The sequence below is a fragment of the Microbacterium sp. ZKA21 genome, assembly GCF_050434165.1.
In the GTDB taxonomy this organism is placed as follows: Bacteria; Actinomycetota; Actinomycetes; order Actinomycetales; family Microbacteriaceae; genus Microbacterium.
Window position 1 is genome coordinate 263,677 of record NZ_JBNPVV010000004.1, and the last position, 16,372, is coordinate 280,048.

15 protein-coding genes are annotated in these 16,372 nt (G+C 70.6%); 6 read left to right on the plus strand and 9 right to left on the minus strand.

The window, feature by feature from the left end:
- Positions 1–35: 35 nt before the first annotated feature.
- The 3 genes from ptsP to M2317_RS10790 are packed head-to-tail and all read right to left on the minus strand — an operon-like array spanning position 36 to position 2,274.
- A complete protein-coding gene (ptsP, locus tag M2317_RS10780) occupies positions 36–1,682 on the minus strand; it encodes a phosphoenolpyruvate--protein phosphotransferase (protein WP_429460022.1) in 1,647 nt (548 codons plus the stop codon).
- Entirely contained in the window at positions 1,682–1,963 is a 282-nt protein-coding gene (locus M2317_RS10785) for an HPr family phosphocarrier protein (protein ID WP_429460024.1), read from the minus strand. Before M2317_RS10785 ends, ptsP begins: the two co-directional genes overlap by 1 nt.
- A complete protein-coding gene (locus M2317_RS10790; protein WP_429460026.1) occupies positions 1,960–2,274 on the minus strand; it encodes a PTS sugar transporter subunit IIB in 315 nt (104 codons plus the stop codon). The genes M2317_RS10785 and M2317_RS10790 overlap by 4 nt, the downstream gene beginning before the upstream one ends.
- A gap of 142 nt (positions 2,275–2,416) precedes the next feature.
- Between M2317_RS10790 and M2317_RS10795 the strand changes: the two genes are divergently transcribed.
- Positions 2,417–4,351 (plus strand): BglG family transcription antiterminator, encoded by a 1,935-nt coding sequence (locus M2317_RS10795; RefSeq protein WP_429460028.1) that lies wholly within the window; start codon positions 2,417–2,419, stop codon positions 4,349–4,351.
- A gap of 10 nt (positions 4,352–4,361) precedes the next feature.
- Here M2317_RS10795 and M2317_RS10800 read toward each other — a convergent pair whose 3' ends face one another.
- Genes M2317_RS10800 through M2317_RS10815 form a run of 4 tightly spaced genes read right to left on the minus strand, consistent with a single transcriptional unit; the run spans position 4,362 to position 7,884 of the window.
- Positions 4,362–4,622 (minus strand): HPr family phosphocarrier protein, encoded by a 261-nt coding sequence (locus tag M2317_RS10800; RefSeq protein ID WP_429460030.1) that lies wholly within the window; start codon positions 4,620–4,622, stop codon positions 4,362–4,364.
- Positions 4,623–4,641: 19 nt separating this feature from the next.
- Positions 4,642–5,367 (minus strand): TSUP family transporter, encoded by a 726-nt coding sequence (locus M2317_RS10805; protein WP_429460032.1) that lies wholly within the window; start codon positions 5,365–5,367, stop codon positions 4,642–4,644.
- Positions 5,368–5,380: 13 nt separating this feature from the next.
- On the minus strand, positions 5,381–7,054 hold the full coding sequence (locus M2317_RS10810) for a phospho-sugar mutase (RefSeq protein WP_429460034.1): 1,674 nt from the start codon (positions 7,052–7,054) through the stop codon (positions 5,381–5,383).
- Entirely contained in the window at positions 7,051–7,884 is an 834-nt protein-coding gene (locus M2317_RS10815) for a purine-nucleoside phosphorylase (RefSeq protein ID WP_429460036.1), read from the minus strand. The genes M2317_RS10810 and M2317_RS10815 overlap by 4 nt, the downstream gene beginning before the upstream one ends.
- 48 nt (positions 7,885–7,932) lie before the next feature.
- Here M2317_RS10815 and M2317_RS10820 point away from each other — a divergent pair, with 48 nt between their 5' ends.
- Positions 7,933–9,381, plus strand: coding sequence for an NAD(P)H-quinone dehydrogenase (locus M2317_RS10820; RefSeq protein WP_429460037.1), 1,449 nt, complete (start codon positions 7,933–7,935; stop codon positions 9,379–9,381).
- A 61-nt stretch (positions 9,382–9,442) separates the two neighbouring features.
- On the opposite strand, the gene M2317_RS10825 is transcribed toward M2317_RS10820, so the two are convergent.
- A complete protein-coding gene (locus M2317_RS10825) occupies positions 9,443–11,206 on the minus strand; it encodes an acetyl/propionyl/methylcrotonyl-CoA carboxylase subunit alpha (protein ID WP_429460039.1) in 1,764 nt (587 codons plus the stop codon).
- A 92-nt stretch (positions 11,207–11,298) separates the two neighbouring features.
- A complete protein-coding gene (locus M2317_RS10830; RefSeq protein WP_429460041.1) occupies positions 11,299–11,955 on the minus strand; it encodes a Maf family protein in 657 nt (218 codons plus the stop codon).
- A 37-nt stretch (positions 11,956–11,992) separates the two neighbouring features.
- Here M2317_RS10830 and M2317_RS10835 point away from each other — a divergent pair, with 37 nt between their 5' ends.
- The 4 genes from M2317_RS10835 to M2317_RS10850 are packed head-to-tail and all read left to right on the plus strand — an operon-like array spanning position 11,993 to position 16,234.
- Complete coding sequence (locus M2317_RS10835; protein ID WP_429460043.1) at positions 11,993–13,273, plus strand: class I SAM-dependent RNA methyltransferase; 1,281 nt, start codon at positions 11,993–11,995, stop codon at positions 13,271–13,273.
- Positions 13,274–13,315: 42 nt separating this feature from the next.
- Positions 13,316–13,996 (plus strand): response regulator, encoded by a 681-nt coding sequence (locus M2317_RS10840; RefSeq protein ID WP_429460045.1) that lies wholly within the window; start codon positions 13,316–13,318, stop codon positions 13,994–13,996.
- Positions 13,986–15,221, plus strand: a complete 1,236-nt coding sequence (locus tag M2317_RS10845) for an ATP-binding protein (RefSeq protein ID WP_429460047.1) — start codon at positions 13,986–13,988, stop codon at positions 15,219–15,221. Before M2317_RS10840 ends, M2317_RS10845 begins: the two co-directional genes overlap by 11 nt.
- Complete coding sequence (locus tag M2317_RS10850; RefSeq protein WP_429460049.1) at positions 15,218–16,234, plus strand: hypothetical protein; 1,017 nt, start codon at positions 15,218–15,220, stop codon at positions 16,232–16,234. Before M2317_RS10845 ends, M2317_RS10850 begins: the two co-directional genes overlap by 4 nt.
- Positions 16,235–16,372: the final 138 nt, after the last annotated feature.

The window sequence follows — 16,372 nt, forward strand, 5'->3', positions numbered from 1 at the left end:
CGTCTCTTTCTGCTGTGGGTTCGGGGAGGGACAGGTCAGGCCGCAGCCACGGCGGCACGGGCACCGGCCGCGTCGTCGGCCGCGAGGGCGATCTCGGCGAGGCGGCGCGCGTCGTCGAGGGTGTGCTCGGAGAGCGCGAGCCGGACGTCGGCCAGGGCGGCAGGTGCCATCGACAGGCTCGTCGCCCCGAGCCCGACGAGCACGACGGCGAGCAGCGGGTCGGCCGCCGCCTCGCCGCAGATGCCGACCGGCTTGCCCGCGCGGGCGCCGGCGGCGCCGACCTCCCCGACCAGGCGCAGCACGGCGGGATGCCAGGGATCCTGGAAGCCGGCGACGGATCCGAGCATGCGGTCGGCGGCCATCGTGTACTGCGTGAGGTCGTTGGTGCCGATGGAGGCGAAGTCGGCGTGCGCGAGCACGCGATCAGCGAGCAGCGCGCTCGCCGGCACCTCCACCATGACTCCAGCCGTCTTCAGCCCGTACTCGCGGGCGAGCGTCGTGAAGTACGCGGTCTCCTCGACCGTGGTGACCATCGGAGCCATGACCCAGAGGTCGGCGTTCGTCTCGGCATCCGCTTCGGCCAGAGCCGTGAGCTGTTCGCGCAGGATGTCCTCGCTGGCTCGCAGCGCCCTGAGCCCCCGGAGCCCGAGCGCCGGGTTCTCCTCGTGCGCGTCGTTGAGGAAGGCGAGCGGCTTGTCCGCACCGGCATCCAGCAGCCGGACGACGACCTTCTTCCCCTCGAAGGCGGCCAGCAGCTCCCGGTAGGACGTGCGCTGCTGCGCGATCGTCGGCGCCTGAGAAGCGGAGAGGAACAGGAACTCGGTGCGGAAGAGCCCGACGCCCTCGGCCCCCCGCGACACCGCATCGGCCGCGTCGGCCGGTTTGCCCAGATTCGCCAGCAGCGCGATGGGGGTGCCGTCGGCGAGGGCGCCGGGTGTCGCGGGGAGCGCCTCCGCGCTCAGCCTGGCTGATGCGCGCTCGGCGGCGCGGGCCAGTTCTTCGGCGGACGGATCGGTCGTCACGGCGCCGGCAGCGGCATCCACGATCACCGTCTCGCCATTCGAGAGGGCGCTGGCCTCGGTCACGCCGACCAGGGCGACGATGCCCTTCTCCCGCGCGAGGATGGCGGTGTGCGACGTCGGCCCGCCGTCGGACGTGATGAGCGCCAGGACCTGATCGAGCTTGAGCAGCGCGGTGTCGGCGGGTGCCAGGTCGCGTGCGACCAGCACGAACGGATGCCCGGGGTCCGGCACACCGGGGGCCGAGACGCCGCGCAGCCGGGCGAGGACGCGCTGAGCGATGTCGTCGAGATCGGCCGCGCGTTCGCCCAGGTACCCGCCGACGGCCTCGAGCGTCGCCCTGAACCCCGCGAACGCGTCGTGCACGGCCCATTCGGCCGTTGCGCCGTCGTCGATGCGCGCGTCGACCTCGTCCTGCAGGGTCGGGTCCTCGGCGATCATCGCCTGGGCCTCGAGCACTTCCTGAGCGGCGCCCCCGGCTGCCTCGGCGCGGGCGGCGAGCTCGCCGGCGACGGCCGCGATGGCCTCGCGGACCCTGGTGCGCTCGGCATCCCCTCCGAGTGCGCTCTTCGCGTTCTCTGGGGCGGGAAGCGGGTCGGCCATGCGGACGACAGGACCCTGGGCGACACCAGAGCCGATGCCCACTCCGCGCAGCGCAGCCATCAGGCCGACTCCTCGTCATGGTCGGTCGTGAGCAGTTCCGTGAGCGTGTCGAGCACCGCTTCGGCATTGTCGCCATCCGCGGTGAGCGTCACGTAGTCGCCGTGATCGACGCCGAGGGAGATGACCCTGAGGATGCTGGCGGCGTTGACCGGTTTGCCGGAGTCCTTGGCGACCGTGACGGCGATGCCGGAGTCCCTCGCGGCCTGCGCGAACAGTTTCGCCGGCCGGGCGTGCAGGCCGTGCGACGATCCGATCCGGACGGTACGGGATGCTGCGGTCATGATGTTCCTTTCTCGGCGGTGAGCGCCGACCGCACCAGCGCGAGAGTTCGTGCGCCGTCGCGGTCGGAGAAGATGTCGTCGGGGAGGGTGAGAACGGGGCACGCCGCTCCCGCGCGTATCGCGTCGACGCGGTCGGCGAGGTGAGGCCCGACGAGGATGACGTCCGCCGCGCGCGTGCCGACGGTCTGCTCGGTTCCGGCGGTCGCCTCCCAGGAGAGCAGGGCATCGGTCGCCGCGCGCTGGAGCCGCTGCGCGACGAAGGTGCTCGACGCCCCGGCGCCGCACACCACGAGGATCCTCTTCGATGCCATGCGTCCATTCTGGGAACACGCTGTGAGCGGCACCACCAGGGTTCTTTCCGCCCCCGCGGAACGTCCGGCGCACCCCCTTTCCACTCGCCGTGCTGGCATCATGAGAGAGCGACGAAGACGGCGACACGGACACGGAGGGATCATGACGCGTCAGCGCCAGGACCAGCTCCTCTCAACCCTGCTGCGCCAGGACGGCTGGGCGACCGCCGGCAGCCTCGCCGATCAGCTCGGGGTCACTCCGCGCAGCATCCGCTCCTACGTCGCAGCCCTCAACTCCCGTGTGCCCGCAGCGGATGCCGTCGACTCGGGGCCCGCCGGATACCGCCCTGGTCCCGGCGCGCGTGCCGCGCTGCGGGCGCGAGCGGACGAATCGGCGCCGCGGGAGAGGCTGCACGCCGTGATCCGGATGCTGCTGGACGAGCCGAACGGCATCGACCTCTATGAGACGGCCGATCGCCTGCATGTCAGCGACGCCACTGTGGAGGCGGACCTGGCCAGGGTGCGCACCCTGCTGGAGGGCACCGACCTCGCACTGGACCGGGAGCGGGAGACGATCCGGCTTCGCGGCACCGAGGCGGCGCAGCGCCGGCTGCTCAGCCGGCTCGCGCACGACGAGATGGATGCCGCCGCCTTCCGCCCCGAGACCATCAGGAATGCGCTCGCCGGCGACGTCGTCGGTCGCGATGCTGTGGCGGGTTTCAAGACCGCGCTCGTCCGCGAGCTGGGGGCGCTGGGCTACTACGTGAACGAACTGGCGATCTCCGACGTGCTGCTGCACATCGCGATCGCCGCGGACCGGGTCGCGGCGGGTCGCCCGCTCGATCTGGATGCCGCAGATGAGCACTCGGCGGGCGCGCACGGCGAGATCGGGCGGGTCGGAGATCAGATCGGACGGCTGGCGCACGAGCATTTCGGCGTGCGTCTCGGTGCGGGCGACAGCACCCACCTCGCGAGACTCGTCCTGACGCGCGTCGTCGCGCCTGGGCAGGGGAGCTCGGTCGATGCCGCGCGCAGCGGGGTGGATGCCGCCGTGGACGAGGCGGTGCGGGCGGAGATCGCCCGCGCGGCGCGCGACTACCAGGTCGACCTCGAGGACGAGGCGTTCATCCTGCGTCTGAGCCTGCACGTGCAGAACCTGCTTCGCAGGTCCCAGGAGCAGGCGTGGACCCGCAATCCGCTGACGCGGTCGCTGAAGGCGTCGTACCCGATGATCTTCGAAGTCGCCGTCTCGATCGCGAGCGGCCTGCACGACCGACTCGACCTGCCCGTGAACGACGACGAGATCGCCTACGTCGCCATGCACGTCGGCGGGCGCCTGGAGCGGAGCCGGAAGGCGGACACGATCCTCACCGCCACGATCGTGTGCCCCGGATACTACGAACTGCAGGAGCTGCTGCGCTCCAGCGTCGACCGATCGCTCGGGTCGGCGATCGAGGTCACCCGCGTGGTCACCTCGGTCGACCCCGACTGGGCGTCGTTCGACACGGACCTGGTGCTCTCGACGATCGAACCCGGAGCGGCGGGGGAGCGTTTCGTCCGGGTGCAGCCGTTCCTGGGCGAGGCGGACATAGAGCGCGTGCAGCAGGCGGCGGCCCGGATGCGCCGAGGCCGCCGGCTGGCGCAGCTGCGTGCGGAGCTGTCCAGGTACTTCGACCCGAGCGCCTTCCTGCACCCGTTGCCTGATGCCGGCGATGAGACGATCATCCGCCGGCTCGGCGGGATGCTCGTCGACGCCGGCCTCATCGACGACGACTACATCGAGAAGACCATCCAGCGCGAGCGCATGTCGTCCACGGCGTTCACGGACGCCCTCGCGGTGCCGCACTCGCTGCAGATGACGGCGCAGCGCACGGCGATCGCGATCGGCATCGCCGACGGCTCGGTGGCGTGGGGGGACGGCCGGGTTCAGGTGGTGGCGCTCGCCGCGTTCAGCGAGAGCGATCGAGCCGCGTTCCAGACGGTCTTCGAACAGCTCGTCGAAGTGTTCAGCGAACGCGACAGCGTGCAGCGGCTGGTGCGCCGGGCGACCAGCTTCGAGGCGTTCCTCGATGAGCTCGTGGCCGTCATCGACGGCTGAGCGCGCGTCGTCATCGAGGCGCGAGAACGTCGACCATCGCATCCAGCACGGCATCCGCGTCGTGGGAGACCGTGGTCGAGAGCGTGACGACGTCGCCCTCGGCCAACGCGAGATCCATGACCGCGAGGATGCTGGCGAGCTCGACGACCGCCCCGTCGTCGGTCGCCAGGGTGACCGGTGCGCCGTGCGCGAGCGCCAGGCGGGCGAGCTCGGCGACGGGGCGGGCGTGCGCGCCGTTGTGCGCACTGATCGTCACACGGCGGTGGGGCATGCAGCGATGCTATCCGCACTCATGCGCGCAGGGCGAGGACGGCGCGGGCGAACACCACGGCCACCCCTGCCCAGGCGCACCACAGCATCAGAGTGCGTGCCGCGGACGCCGGAACGATCCGCGTGAGGAACGTCCCGGCGACGATCCCGGCTGCGGTGGCGAGGCTCAGCCACATGAGGTCGCTCACGGGTGCCGAGGGCAGGCCGCGCAGCACCACCGAGACGAGTCCGTAGCTCAGGAACACGACCTGTGCGCTCGCGGCGAACCGACGCTGCTCCCAGCGATCGCCGACCGCGTACGCGGCGAGCGCCGGCCCGGACAGACCGCTGGATGCGTGCAGGAATCCGGCGGCCGCGCCGGCGTACAGCGCACCCCGCCGCCCCCGGAGCATCGCCGAGACCGGGCCGCCGAACCGTGGCGTCAGCAGGGCGAGCACCGCGAGTCCCGCGATCATGAACAGCAACGCGGGTTCCGGCAGCAGGCGCGTGACCAGTGCGCCGAGCGGCGCGGCGACGACTCCGGCGATCAGCAGCCAGAGCGTCCGATCCCAGTCGATCAGCCGCCATCCCGACCCGACGGCGACGAGAGCCGCCACGACCGCAAGCAGCACGGCGATCGTGACGCCCTCGATGGGGCCGTAGATGAGGATGGCGGGTCCGATGAGCACCAGGACGAAGGCCAGTCCGGTGAGGCGCTGAATCGCTCCGGCCACCGCCGCCGCGAGGCACGCGAGGGCGACGATCATCGTGCAGCGGCGTTCAGGAGCGCTCGTCCAGAAGGACGCGCACGCCGGCCTCGATCACCGAGACCGCGCCGGCCGCCGCCTCGGCGGTTTCCGCCTGCGCGTCGACGTACACCTTCAGCTTGGGTTCGGTACCGCTGGGGCGCACGATGACGCGATCGCCCCCCGCGAGCCGGTAGCGCAGCACGTCGCCGGACGGCTCGCCCTCGGGCGCCAGCAGCAGATCCTCGGCCGATTCGATGGCGGTCTCGCCGATGGATGCCGGTGGCGACTGGCGCAGCGACGCCATCACCTTCCCGATGATCGACAGGTCCTCGACCCTGACCGACACCTGACCACTGGCGAAGTGACCGTAGGTCTCGCCGAGTTCGACGAGCAGCGCGGCCAGATCCGCACCGCGATCGCGCGCCTCGGCCGCGAGTCCCAGCAGCGCCACCGCCGCCGAGATGCCGTCCTTGTCGCGCACGGTCTCGGGGTTGACGAGATAACCCAGAGCCTCCTCGAAGCCGAACACGATGCCCTCGGCGCGCGAGATCCACTTGAATCCGGTCAGGGTCTCGGCGAAGCCCAGCCCGTGCCGGCGTGCGATGACGCCGAGGCCGGGGGAGGACACCAGCGAGCACGCGAGCGTCGCGCCGGGCGTCCCGTCGGCCGCACGCGCGGCGCGCGCGCCGAGGAGCAGCCCGATCTCGTTCCCGCTGAGTCGGCGCCACCCGCCGGGCGCGTCCGCATCGGGGATCGCGACCGCGAGGCGGTCGGCATCCGGATCGTTCGCGATGATGAGCTCGGCACCTGACGAACGAGCGACGTCGAAGGACAGATCCAGTGCCCCGGGCTCCTCGGGATTCGGGAACGCGACGGTGCGGAACGTCGGATCGGGATGCTGCTGTGCGCGCACCGCGATCGGCTTCGGATAGCCGGCGGCCGAGATGATCCGCTCGAACGTCTCCCATCCGACGCCGTGCATGGCGGTGTAGACCCAGCGCAGTCCGTCCGCCCCTGGCCCTGCCGGTGCGACGGCCGCGGTCGCCGTGACGTAGGCTTTCACGACCTCGTCATCCGCGATCTCGTACGTCTCGGAACGGGGGAGCGTGCCGACATCTCCGGCATCCGCCACGCGCCGGATGTGCGCGGCGATCTCGGCATCGGCCGGCGAGACGATCTGCGACCCGGCATCCGCGCCGCCGAGGTAGACCTTGTACCCGTTGTCGTTCGGCGGGTTGTGACTCGCGGTCACCATCACTCCGGCATCCGCACCGAGGTGACGGACGGCGAAGGCGAGGACAGGCGTGGGGAGCAGGCGCGGAAGCAGGACCGCGCGCAGGCCGGCGCCGGCGAACAGCTCCGCGGAGTCCTGCGCGAACCGACGGGAATTGCGCCGGCCGTCGTAGCCCACCACGACGGTGGGCGTCGTGCCGTGCGCGCGCTCGAGGAGATACGCGGCGAAACCGGCGGCCGCCTGAGCGACGAGCACGCGGTTCATCCGGTTGCTGCCGGCGCCGAGCGCGCCGCGCAGCCCGGCCGTCCCGAAGGCGAGCCGGGTGCGGAAGCGATCGTCGAGATCCGCGATCGCGGCGGCATCCCCTCCGGCGGCCAGGGTGACGATTCCGGCGAGCTCGTCGCGCGTCTCGGCATCCGGATCCTGACGGATCCAGGCCCGGGCCGTCGCGAGCAGGTCCTCGGCGCTCACAGCGCCTCGACCACCTTGGCCAGCAGCGCCGAGATCACGGGCTCGGCTTCGCGACCGGCTTCGATGACCTCGGCATGGCTGAGCGGTGTCTTCTGGATGCCGGCGGCGAGGTTCGTGATCAGTGAGAAGCCCAGGATCTCCATGCCCGCTTCGCGGGCGGCGATGGCCTCGAGAGCGGTCGACATGCCGACGATGTGGCCGCCGATATGCTTGGCCATCTGCACCTCGGCCGGGGTCTCGTAGTGCGGACCGCGGAACTGCGTGTAGACGCCCTCGTCCAGAGACGGGTCGATCGAGCGAGCGATGTCGCGCAGGCGCTTCGCGTACAGGTCGGTCAGGTCGATGAAGGTCGCCCCCTCCAGGGGCGAGTCGGCGGTGAGGTTGATGTGGTCGCTGATCAGCACGGGCTGGCCGGGCGTCCAGGTCTCCCTGACTCCGCCGGCGCCGTTGGTGAGGACCATGATGGTGGCGCCGGTGGCCGCCGCGGTGCGGACGCTGTGGACGACGCGGCGGACGCCGTGTCCCTCGTAGTAGTGCGTGCGGGCGCCGATCACGAGGACGTTCTTGCCGTCGGGCGTGCGGATCGAGCGCAGCGTGCCGACGTGCCCCTCGAGTGCGGGCTTCGAGAATCCTGTCACTTCGGTGGCCGGGATCGTCGCGACGGTCTCGCCGATCAGGTCGGCGGCCCTGCCCCAGCCGCTGCCGAGGGTGAGGGCGATGTCGTGCTTCTCGACGCCGGTGATCCGCGCGATGTCCGCGGCGGCCGTGGCTGCGACCTCGAACGGATTCGCGTTCGGGTCGTCGAGAGGATTGTCATGAATGTCGGTCATGGATCCACTCTAGGAAGCGTGCGGCGTCGGGGCCAGGATTGCGGAAGAATGGAAGTCATGTCCTCAACTCCCTTCGAGCGCACTCAGCGCGTCGCCGTCCTCGGTGGCGGTCCCGGCGGATACGAAGCGGCTCTGGCCGCCGCCCAGCTCGGAGCCGAGGTGACCCTGGTCGAACGCGTCGGAGTGGGCGGTTCCGCCGTGCTCACGGACGTCGTCCCGTCGAAGAGCCTGATCGCCACGGCCGATGCCGCGGTCGCGATCTCGGAGGCCACCGATCTGGGCGTGCAGTTCTTCGCGAAGGGTGAGAACGGCAAGCCCCTGAAGCCCGAGATCGCGATCAACCTGGCCGCTGTCAACAAGCGCCTGCTGGCGCTGGCCGCGCAGCAGTCCGAGGACATGCGCTCCTCTCTCCTCGAAGCGGGCGTCCGCATCCTCTCCGGCCACGGACGGCTCGAGGGCACGAACGCGATCATCGTGGCCACCGGTCCCGAGGGAACGGACTTCGACCGCGTCGAAGCCGACACGATCGTCATCGCCGTCGGAGCCGCGCCTCGTGAACTGGACTCCGCCAAGCCGGACGGCAAGCGCATCCTCACGTGGACGCAGCTGTACGACATGAAGGCGCTGCCCGATCACCTCGTCGTCGTCGGGTCCGGTGTCACGGGTGCCGAGTTCGCGTCCGCGTACATGAACCTCGGTGCGAAGGTGACGCTCGTCTCCAGCCGAGACCAGGTGCTCCCCGGCGAGGACCAGGACGCCGCGCGCGTGCTTGAGAAGGTCTTCAAGCGCGGCGGCATGACGGTGCTGTCCAAGGCACGTGCTGAAACGGTCGAGAAGACCGACACCGGCGTGCTGGTCACTCTCGCCGACGGCCGCACGGTCGAGGGCAGCCACTGCCTCATGGCGGTCGGATCCATTCCGAACACGGCATCCATCGGGCTGCAGGAGGCCGGCGTCGAACTCACCGAGTCGGGCCACATCCGCGTGAACAAGGTGGCCCGCACAGCAGTGCCGAACATCTACGCGGTCGGAGACTGCACGAACTTCTTCCCGCTCGCGTCCGTCGCCTCCATGCAGGGACGCACCGCGGTCTTCCACGCGCTCGGCGACATCGTCATCCCGCTGGAGAAGGTCAAGATCACGTCGAACATCTTCACCGCTCCCGAGATCGCCACGGTGGGATGGGGTGAGCAGGACGTCGAGGACGGCGTCGCCGACGGGATCGTCTACAAGCTGCCGCTGGCCGCGAACCCCCGCGCCAAGATGATGGGCATCAAGGACGGGTTCGTGAAGATCATCGCCCGCAAGGGGTCGGGCACCGTGATCGGCGGAGTGATCGTCGGCCCGAAGGCATCAGAGCTCATCTACCCGATCGCCGTGGCGGTCGAGCGTCGTCTGACGGTCGATCAGGTCTCCCGCGTGTTCGCGGCGTACCCGTCGCTGTCGTCGAGCATCACGGATGCCTCGCGCGCCATGCACCTGGTGAACATCTCGTAGTCCCGGAACATGCGAAAGGGCGCCCCACCGCGGTGGGGCGCCCTTTTCGCGTAGGCAGGTGTCAGCTGATGGTCAGCAACTGGTGGCCGGCGGAGACGGTGGCCCCGGCATCCGCATTGATGTTGCCGATGACGCCGTCCTTGTGGGCCTGCAGCGGCTGCTCCATCTTCATCGCTTCGAGGACCACGACCAGGTCGCCCTTGACGACCTGCTGGCCGTCCTCGACGGCGATCTTGACGACCGTCGCCTGCATCGGAGACTTCACGGCGTCTCCGGAGGCACCGGCGGACACCGAGGTGGCGTGGCTGCGCCGGGACGGCGGCACCGCGGCCGGCCGGCCGGCGGTTCCGGCCGCGACCGCGACGCGATCGGGAAGGCTCACTTCGAGGCGCTTGCCAGCGACCTCGACGACCACGGTGTGCCGCGCAGCGGCAGCGGCCGGTGCCTCGAGCTCGCCGTCCCACGCGGGGATGTCGTTCACGAACTCGGTCTCGATCCAGCGCGTGTACACGCCGAAGTAGCCGTTCTCCGCAGTGAACGCCGGGTCGCGGACGACCTTCCGGTGGAACGGCAGGACGGTGGGGAGCCCCGCGACTTCGAACTCGTCGAGGGCGCGGCGCGCGCGCTCCAGCGCCTCGGCGCGGTCCTTGCCGGTGACGATGATCTTCGCCAGCAGGGAGTCGAACGCGCCGGACACGGAGTCGCCGGCGGTGACGCCGGAGTCCAGGCGGATGCCGGGACCGCCGAAGGTCTTGAAGACGTGGATGGGGCCCGGCTGGGGGAGGAACCCGCGGCCGGGGTCCTCGCCGTTGATGCGGAACTCGATCGAGTGCCCCTGCGGAGCGGGGTCGTCATAGTCGAGGGTGCCGCCGTCGGCGAGGCGGAACTGCTCGCGGACCAGGTCGATGCCGGTGACCTCTTCCGAGACGGGGTGCTCGACCTGCAGGCGGGTGTTCACCTCGAGGAAAGACACCGTGCCGTCTGCGCCGATGAGGAACTCGCAGGTTCCCGCGCCGACATAGCCGACCTCCTTGAGGATGGCCTTGGACGCGGCGTACAGCAGGTCGTTCTGCTCCGGCGTGAGGAACGGCGCGGGCGCCTCCTCGACGAGCTTCTGATGGCGGCGCTGCAGCGAGCAGTCGCGCGTCGAGATCACGACGACGTTGCCCTCGGCATCCGCCAGGCACTGCGTCTCGACGTGCCGCGGCTTGTCGAGGTACTTCTCGACGAAGCACTCGCCGCGGCCGAACGCCGACACGGCCTCGCGGGTCGCGGATTCGAACAGTTCCGCGACCTCGTCAAGCTCGCGGGCGACCTTCAGGCCGCGCCCGCCACCGCCGTAGGCGGCCTTGATGGCGATGGGCAGCCCGTACTCCTGCGCGAACGCGATGACCTCGTCGGCACCGGCGACGGGGCCTGGCGTGCCGGGGGCGAGCGGGGCGCCCACCTTCTCGGCGACGTGCCGCGCGGTCACCTTGTCGCCGAGGGCCTCGATCGCGTCGGGCGAAGGCCCGATCCACGTCATGCCCGCGGCGATGACCGCGCGTGCGAACTCGGCGTTCTCGGCGAGGAAGCCGTAGCCGGGGTGGACGGCGTCGGCGCCGGATCGCCGCGCGATCGAGAGGATCTTCTCGATCTGCAGGTAGGTCTCGGCGCTCGTCGCACCGCCGAGGGCGTACGCCTCGTCGGCGAGCCGGGTGTGCAGGGCCTCGCGGTCCTGGTCGGCGTAGACGGCGACGGAGGAGATCCCCGAATCGCGAGCGGCGCGGATGATGCGTACAGCGATCTCTCCGCGGTTGGCGATGAGTACCTTCTCGATGGGCATGACTGCCAGCCTAGCGAGAACGATGGCCTCTGATTTGACGACCCTCCACAAGAAAACGTGCGGATCGTGTCGGTGAGCCTACGAGTACGGGGTCAGGATGCGGAACCAGACGTCCACAGGTCGGTCCACGTGACGCCCAGGTCGGCGGCCAGCCGGCGCAGGGTGGACAGCGACATCCCGACGACGGTCGACGGATCTCCCTCGACGCGCGTGATGAACGCCCCGCCGAGGCTGTCGACCGTGAAGGCACCGGCGACATGCAGCGGTTCGCCGGATGCGACGTAGGCGTCGATCTCGGCATCCGACACATCCTGTGCGAACGCGACGGACGCCTCGGCGACGGCCGTCGCCTCCACCGGGTCGGCGCCGGGCGCGACTCGGTGGACCGAATGCCCGGAGTACAGGATGCCGGTCGCACCGCGCATCTCGCGCCAGCGCCGTGCGGCCTCCTCCGGCGTGTACGGCTTGCCGTAGACCCTGCCGCCGAGCGCGAACATCGAATCCCCGCCGATCACGATCCCGTCGAAGTCGGGCTGGTCCTGTGCCAGACGACGCACGACATCGGCCGCCTTCGCGCGTGCCAGCAGCAGCACGAGCTCGCCGGGAGGCAGTTCGCCCCCGCGGGCCTGGGCTGCAGCAGCGGCCACGGCATCCTCGTCGACGTCCGGCGCGATCGCGACCGGCTCGATCCCGCCCTGACGCAGGAGCATGAGACGTGCGGGGGAGGTGGAGGCGAGACAGACGCGCATGCACTCACGCTATCGGGCGACGTGGGATCCTGGGGAGATGACCTCTTCCGCCGAACTGCTCGATCTCGACATCACGGGCATCGCCCACGGCGGCACCTTCGTCGCCCGCCACGAGGGCAGGGTGGTGTTCGTGGCCGACGCGGTGCCAGGCGAGCGCGTCCGCGCCCGGCTGAGCGAGTCGCCGTCGGATGCCGCGGCGGACACGCGACGATTCTGGCGCGCCGAGACGGTCGAGGTGCTCGAGGCCTCCCCCCATCGTCGTGCGCACGTCTGGCCCGAGGCCGACGTGTCCCATGACCCGTCCACGCGCCCAGGCGGCGCGGATCTCGGACACATCGAGCTCGGCCACCAGCGCGTTCTCAAGCGGCAGGTGCTGTCGGAAGCACTCGACCGGTTCGCCGGTGGTGGCATCGAGGCGCCGGAGATCGTCGGCCTGGACGATTCGGACGGCACGGGATGGCGCACGCGGGTGACGCTGCACGTCGACGCCGATGGCGTGGCCGGTCCGTACGCCGCACGCAGTCACCGGGTGATCCCCGTCTCGTCGCACCCGCTGGCGCGTCCAGCGGTCGCCGAGGCAGCGGCGAGGATCGGGGTCGCGCGTCCTGGTCGCATCGAACTCGTCGAGCCCGCTGACGGCGAGGTCCGTGTGCTGCCGGTGCCCGAGAAGGGCCGCCGCCCGGCGCCGGAGGAGATCGTGGAGCGGGTGCGCGACCGGTCGTTCGCGGTCGACGCGTCGGGCTTCTGGCAGGTCCATCACGGCGCGGCCGCTGCGCTGGATGACGCGGTGCGCGGCATGCTGACCGGACGCATCGACCCTGAACTGACCCACCTCGACCTGTACGGGGGAGTCGGGCTGTTCGCCGCGAGCCTCGCCGATCTCGGCGCGACGGACATCGTCACGGTGGAATCGGATCGCCGCGCCACCGAGCACGCGCAGCGCAATCTCGCCCCGCTCGAGATCTCCGCCGTCACAGCGCGCGTCGATCGGTTCCTCGGGGCGCCGGTCCGCGATGCGCGTCCGGTTCGCGGCCGCCGTCCGGCTCGTCATGCAGCGCCTCAGCCCGTGCTGGACTCGGCGACCCCGGTCGGCGCCGTCGTACTCGATCCGCCCCGCTCCGGTGCGGGGCGCGGTGTGGTGGATGCCGTGGCTGCACTGTCTCCCGAGGCCATCGTGTACGTGGCCTGCGACCCCGTCGCGCTCGCGCGCGATCTCGGGACGTTCCGTTCCCACGGGTGGGAGCCGAGCGAGTTGCGCGCGTTCGATCTGTTCCCGCACACGCACCATTTCGAAGTCGTGGCACTGCTCACGCGGTGACGCGCGGCGCACGGGATCTCCGACGGTGGATAGGCTGACGGCATGAGTACCGTGGCGCTGATCGACGACCACGAGTCCGTTCGGCTCGGACTCGAAGCGGCGTGCCGACGTGTGCGGACGCTGAAGGTCGTCTTCTCCGGCAGCACCGTCAGTGCGTACCTGTCCTGGCGCGAGCAGAGCGGATCGCCGCCGACCGACGTGGTGGTGCTGGATCTGACGCTCGGGGACGGCACGACCGTGACCGAGAACGTCACCGCACTCGTGGACGACGGTGCGAGTGTCGTCATCCACAGCGTCGCCGATCGGCCGGTGGCGGTGCGCGAGGCGCTCGTCGCCGGAGCCGCGGGGATCATCAGCAAGTCGTCGGCGCTGGACGACGTGATCGACGCCATCCGCACGGTCGCCAAGGGCGAGGCGCTCAACAACGTGGAATGGGCCAGCGCGATCGACGGCGACCGCGATTTCGCCGACGCGCAGCTCTCCTGGCGCGAGCGCGAGGTGCTGCGGCTGTACGCCACCGGGCTGCCGATGCGTGTCGTCGCCGATCGGCTCGGGGTCGCATACTCCACCGCGAAGGAGAACATCAACCGCATCCGCGTGAAGTACGTCGAGGTGGGGCGCCCGGCACCGACCAAGGTCGATCTGCTGCGGCGGGCGATCGAGGACGGCATCGTGACGGCGGAGGGCGCCGTCTCGGCGGACGGAACGGCGAGTGTCGGCTGAGCCGCTGAGCATCCGTCAGGCGTGGACGCAGATCCCGTCGCCCGGCTCCGCGGAGACCGAGTTCGAGCGGTTCACCGGCAAGCGCATGGAGCGCATCCTGCAGACCGTCGTCGCGATCGGCTGCGTGGTGACCGGAGCGCAGGCGCTGCTGGCGGCGCTGTCCGGCATGGACACGGTGGATGCCGCGCACATCGCGATGATCGTCGTCGTCTTCGTGCCGCTGACGACGATGCTCGTGTGCTGCGTGCTCGGCCGCGGTGTGCGGGCCTCGTCCGCCGCTTTCGCGTTCCTGTACGTCGGCGCCCTGATCGCCTGGCCGCTCGTGGTCGCGACGTCCGATGATCAATCGCATCAGCAGCCCTGGATCTTCTTCCTCGTCAACGTCGGGGTCGTCGCCGCCATGCTCGCCTTCGCACTGCGGATGCAGTACGTGTGGGCGGTGGCCGTCCCCCTCATCTACGGCCTCGTCCGACTGATGCAGGGCGACTTCGGGCGCGACTTCTGGATCACGACCGCATTCGATGTGTCGTTCACGGTGATCCTCGGCCTGGTGCTGGTGTCGCTCGGCTGGATGTTCCGCGCCGTCGCGGCCGGCGTCGATGACGTCCGAGGACGTGCGGTGTCCGACTATGCGCTCGCTGCCGCTGCTGCCGCAGCCGAGGAGGAACGGGTCGCGGTGGCCGCGTTGATGCACGACAGCGTGCTCGCCGCGCTCATCGCGGCGGAACGCGCCGAGAGCCCTCGTGCCAGGGATCTCGCGGTCGGTATGGCCCGCGAGGCGCTCACCCGGCTGGCGAACACCGAGGCGGCCGTTCTGGAGGAGGGCAGCGACGAGCCTGTCGGTTCGGTGCAGATCGTCGCGGAGCTGCGTCGTGCCCTGTCCGAGGCGGGCGCAGATGCCGTCGTGGAGGAGCGCGGCGGTGTCGGCCTGATTCCCGGGCGCGCCGCCAGAGCTCTGGTGCTCGCCGCGCGCCAGGCTATCGGGAACTCGGTCACGCATGCCAGGGCACGCGGCCTGCACATCGTCGCGCTCGCCCATGGCGACGAGGGGATCACCGTGACCGTGAGCGACAGCGGCCCCGGGTTCGATCTGGATGCCGTCGACGAGGACCGACTCGGCATCCGCGCATCGATCATGGCGCGGATGGCGGCGGTCGCCGGCTCCGCGCATATCGAATCCGATGCGTCCGGCACGGTGGTCGAGCTCACGTGGGAGCGGGAATGAGACGAACCGTCCGCACCGTCGCCACCCTTCTCGCGCTCGGCTTCGCGCTCTACTTCGCGGCCAGGGCCCTGTGGTGGATCGAGACGCCGGCGCATCCCGCGCTCATGCTGCTCTCGATCGCCGCCTACCTGGCGATCGTGATCGTCGCGGTGCTCGTCGACGCCGCACATCGGGTCACGATGCCGTTGTGGGCCGGGATCCTCGCGATGATCGCCGGCTTCGCGATTCCCGGAATGGTCAGCTTCGCCCTGGAGCCGCATGATCGGACGGCGCCGTTCGCGACGTGGTACATCGGTGCACTGGGTCTGCTGGCGGTCGTCTGCATCGTGCGGCGCCGTTTCGTGATCGGCTGGGTCGTCCTCGGCGAGCTCGCGCTCGCGGCATCCTCGTTCCTCGGCGTGTTCGTGGCGCTCGAACTGGGGCTGGTGGGTTCGACGATGTGGGTCGTGGTCGCGCAGATGCTCGTGCTCTTCTGGGACCGCGCGATAGCCGACACCGAACGCCTCGCAGGCATCCAGCGGGCCGTGTCGGCGTGGCACGCGACGCAGCAGGTGCGCCAGCGGGAACGCCGGTTGCGGACTCAGTACGCGCTGGCCGTCGCGGGCCCCGTGCTCTCGCGCACCGTGGCCGCGCACGGCATCCTGACCGATGCGGAACGTCTCGACGCACGTCTGGCCGAGGGGCGGCTGCGCGATGAGCTCCGCGGCGCGAGCCTGCTCAACGAAGCGGTGCGCACGGCCATCGAAGCGGCTCGGCGCCGGGGGGTCGCCGTCACTGTCTTCGACGAGGGCGGTCTCGACGGCGTCGACGAGAAGCGCCGCGGCGAGATCCGCGACGAGCTCGCCGGTGTGCTCACCGGAGTCGACGAGGGGCGAGTGATCATTCGAGCCGCGCACGATCCGAACGTCGCCGTGACGGTCGTCGGGCGCGCCGCGGGAGGGAACACCGCCGATGAGGACTCCGTGCTGCTGTGGCACGAGATCCCTCGCGCCGCGGCATCCGCTCGCGAGTGAGAGAAGGGCGAGGGGCGGCGGAATCGCCCGCCCCTCGCCAGGTGCGGCACAGTTACCCGAAAACTGTCCGCTGTTGGCCGGTCCGCGTCTGCCTACCCTGGGGCAGAGAGACCAACCGAACGCATAGCGTCGGTAATA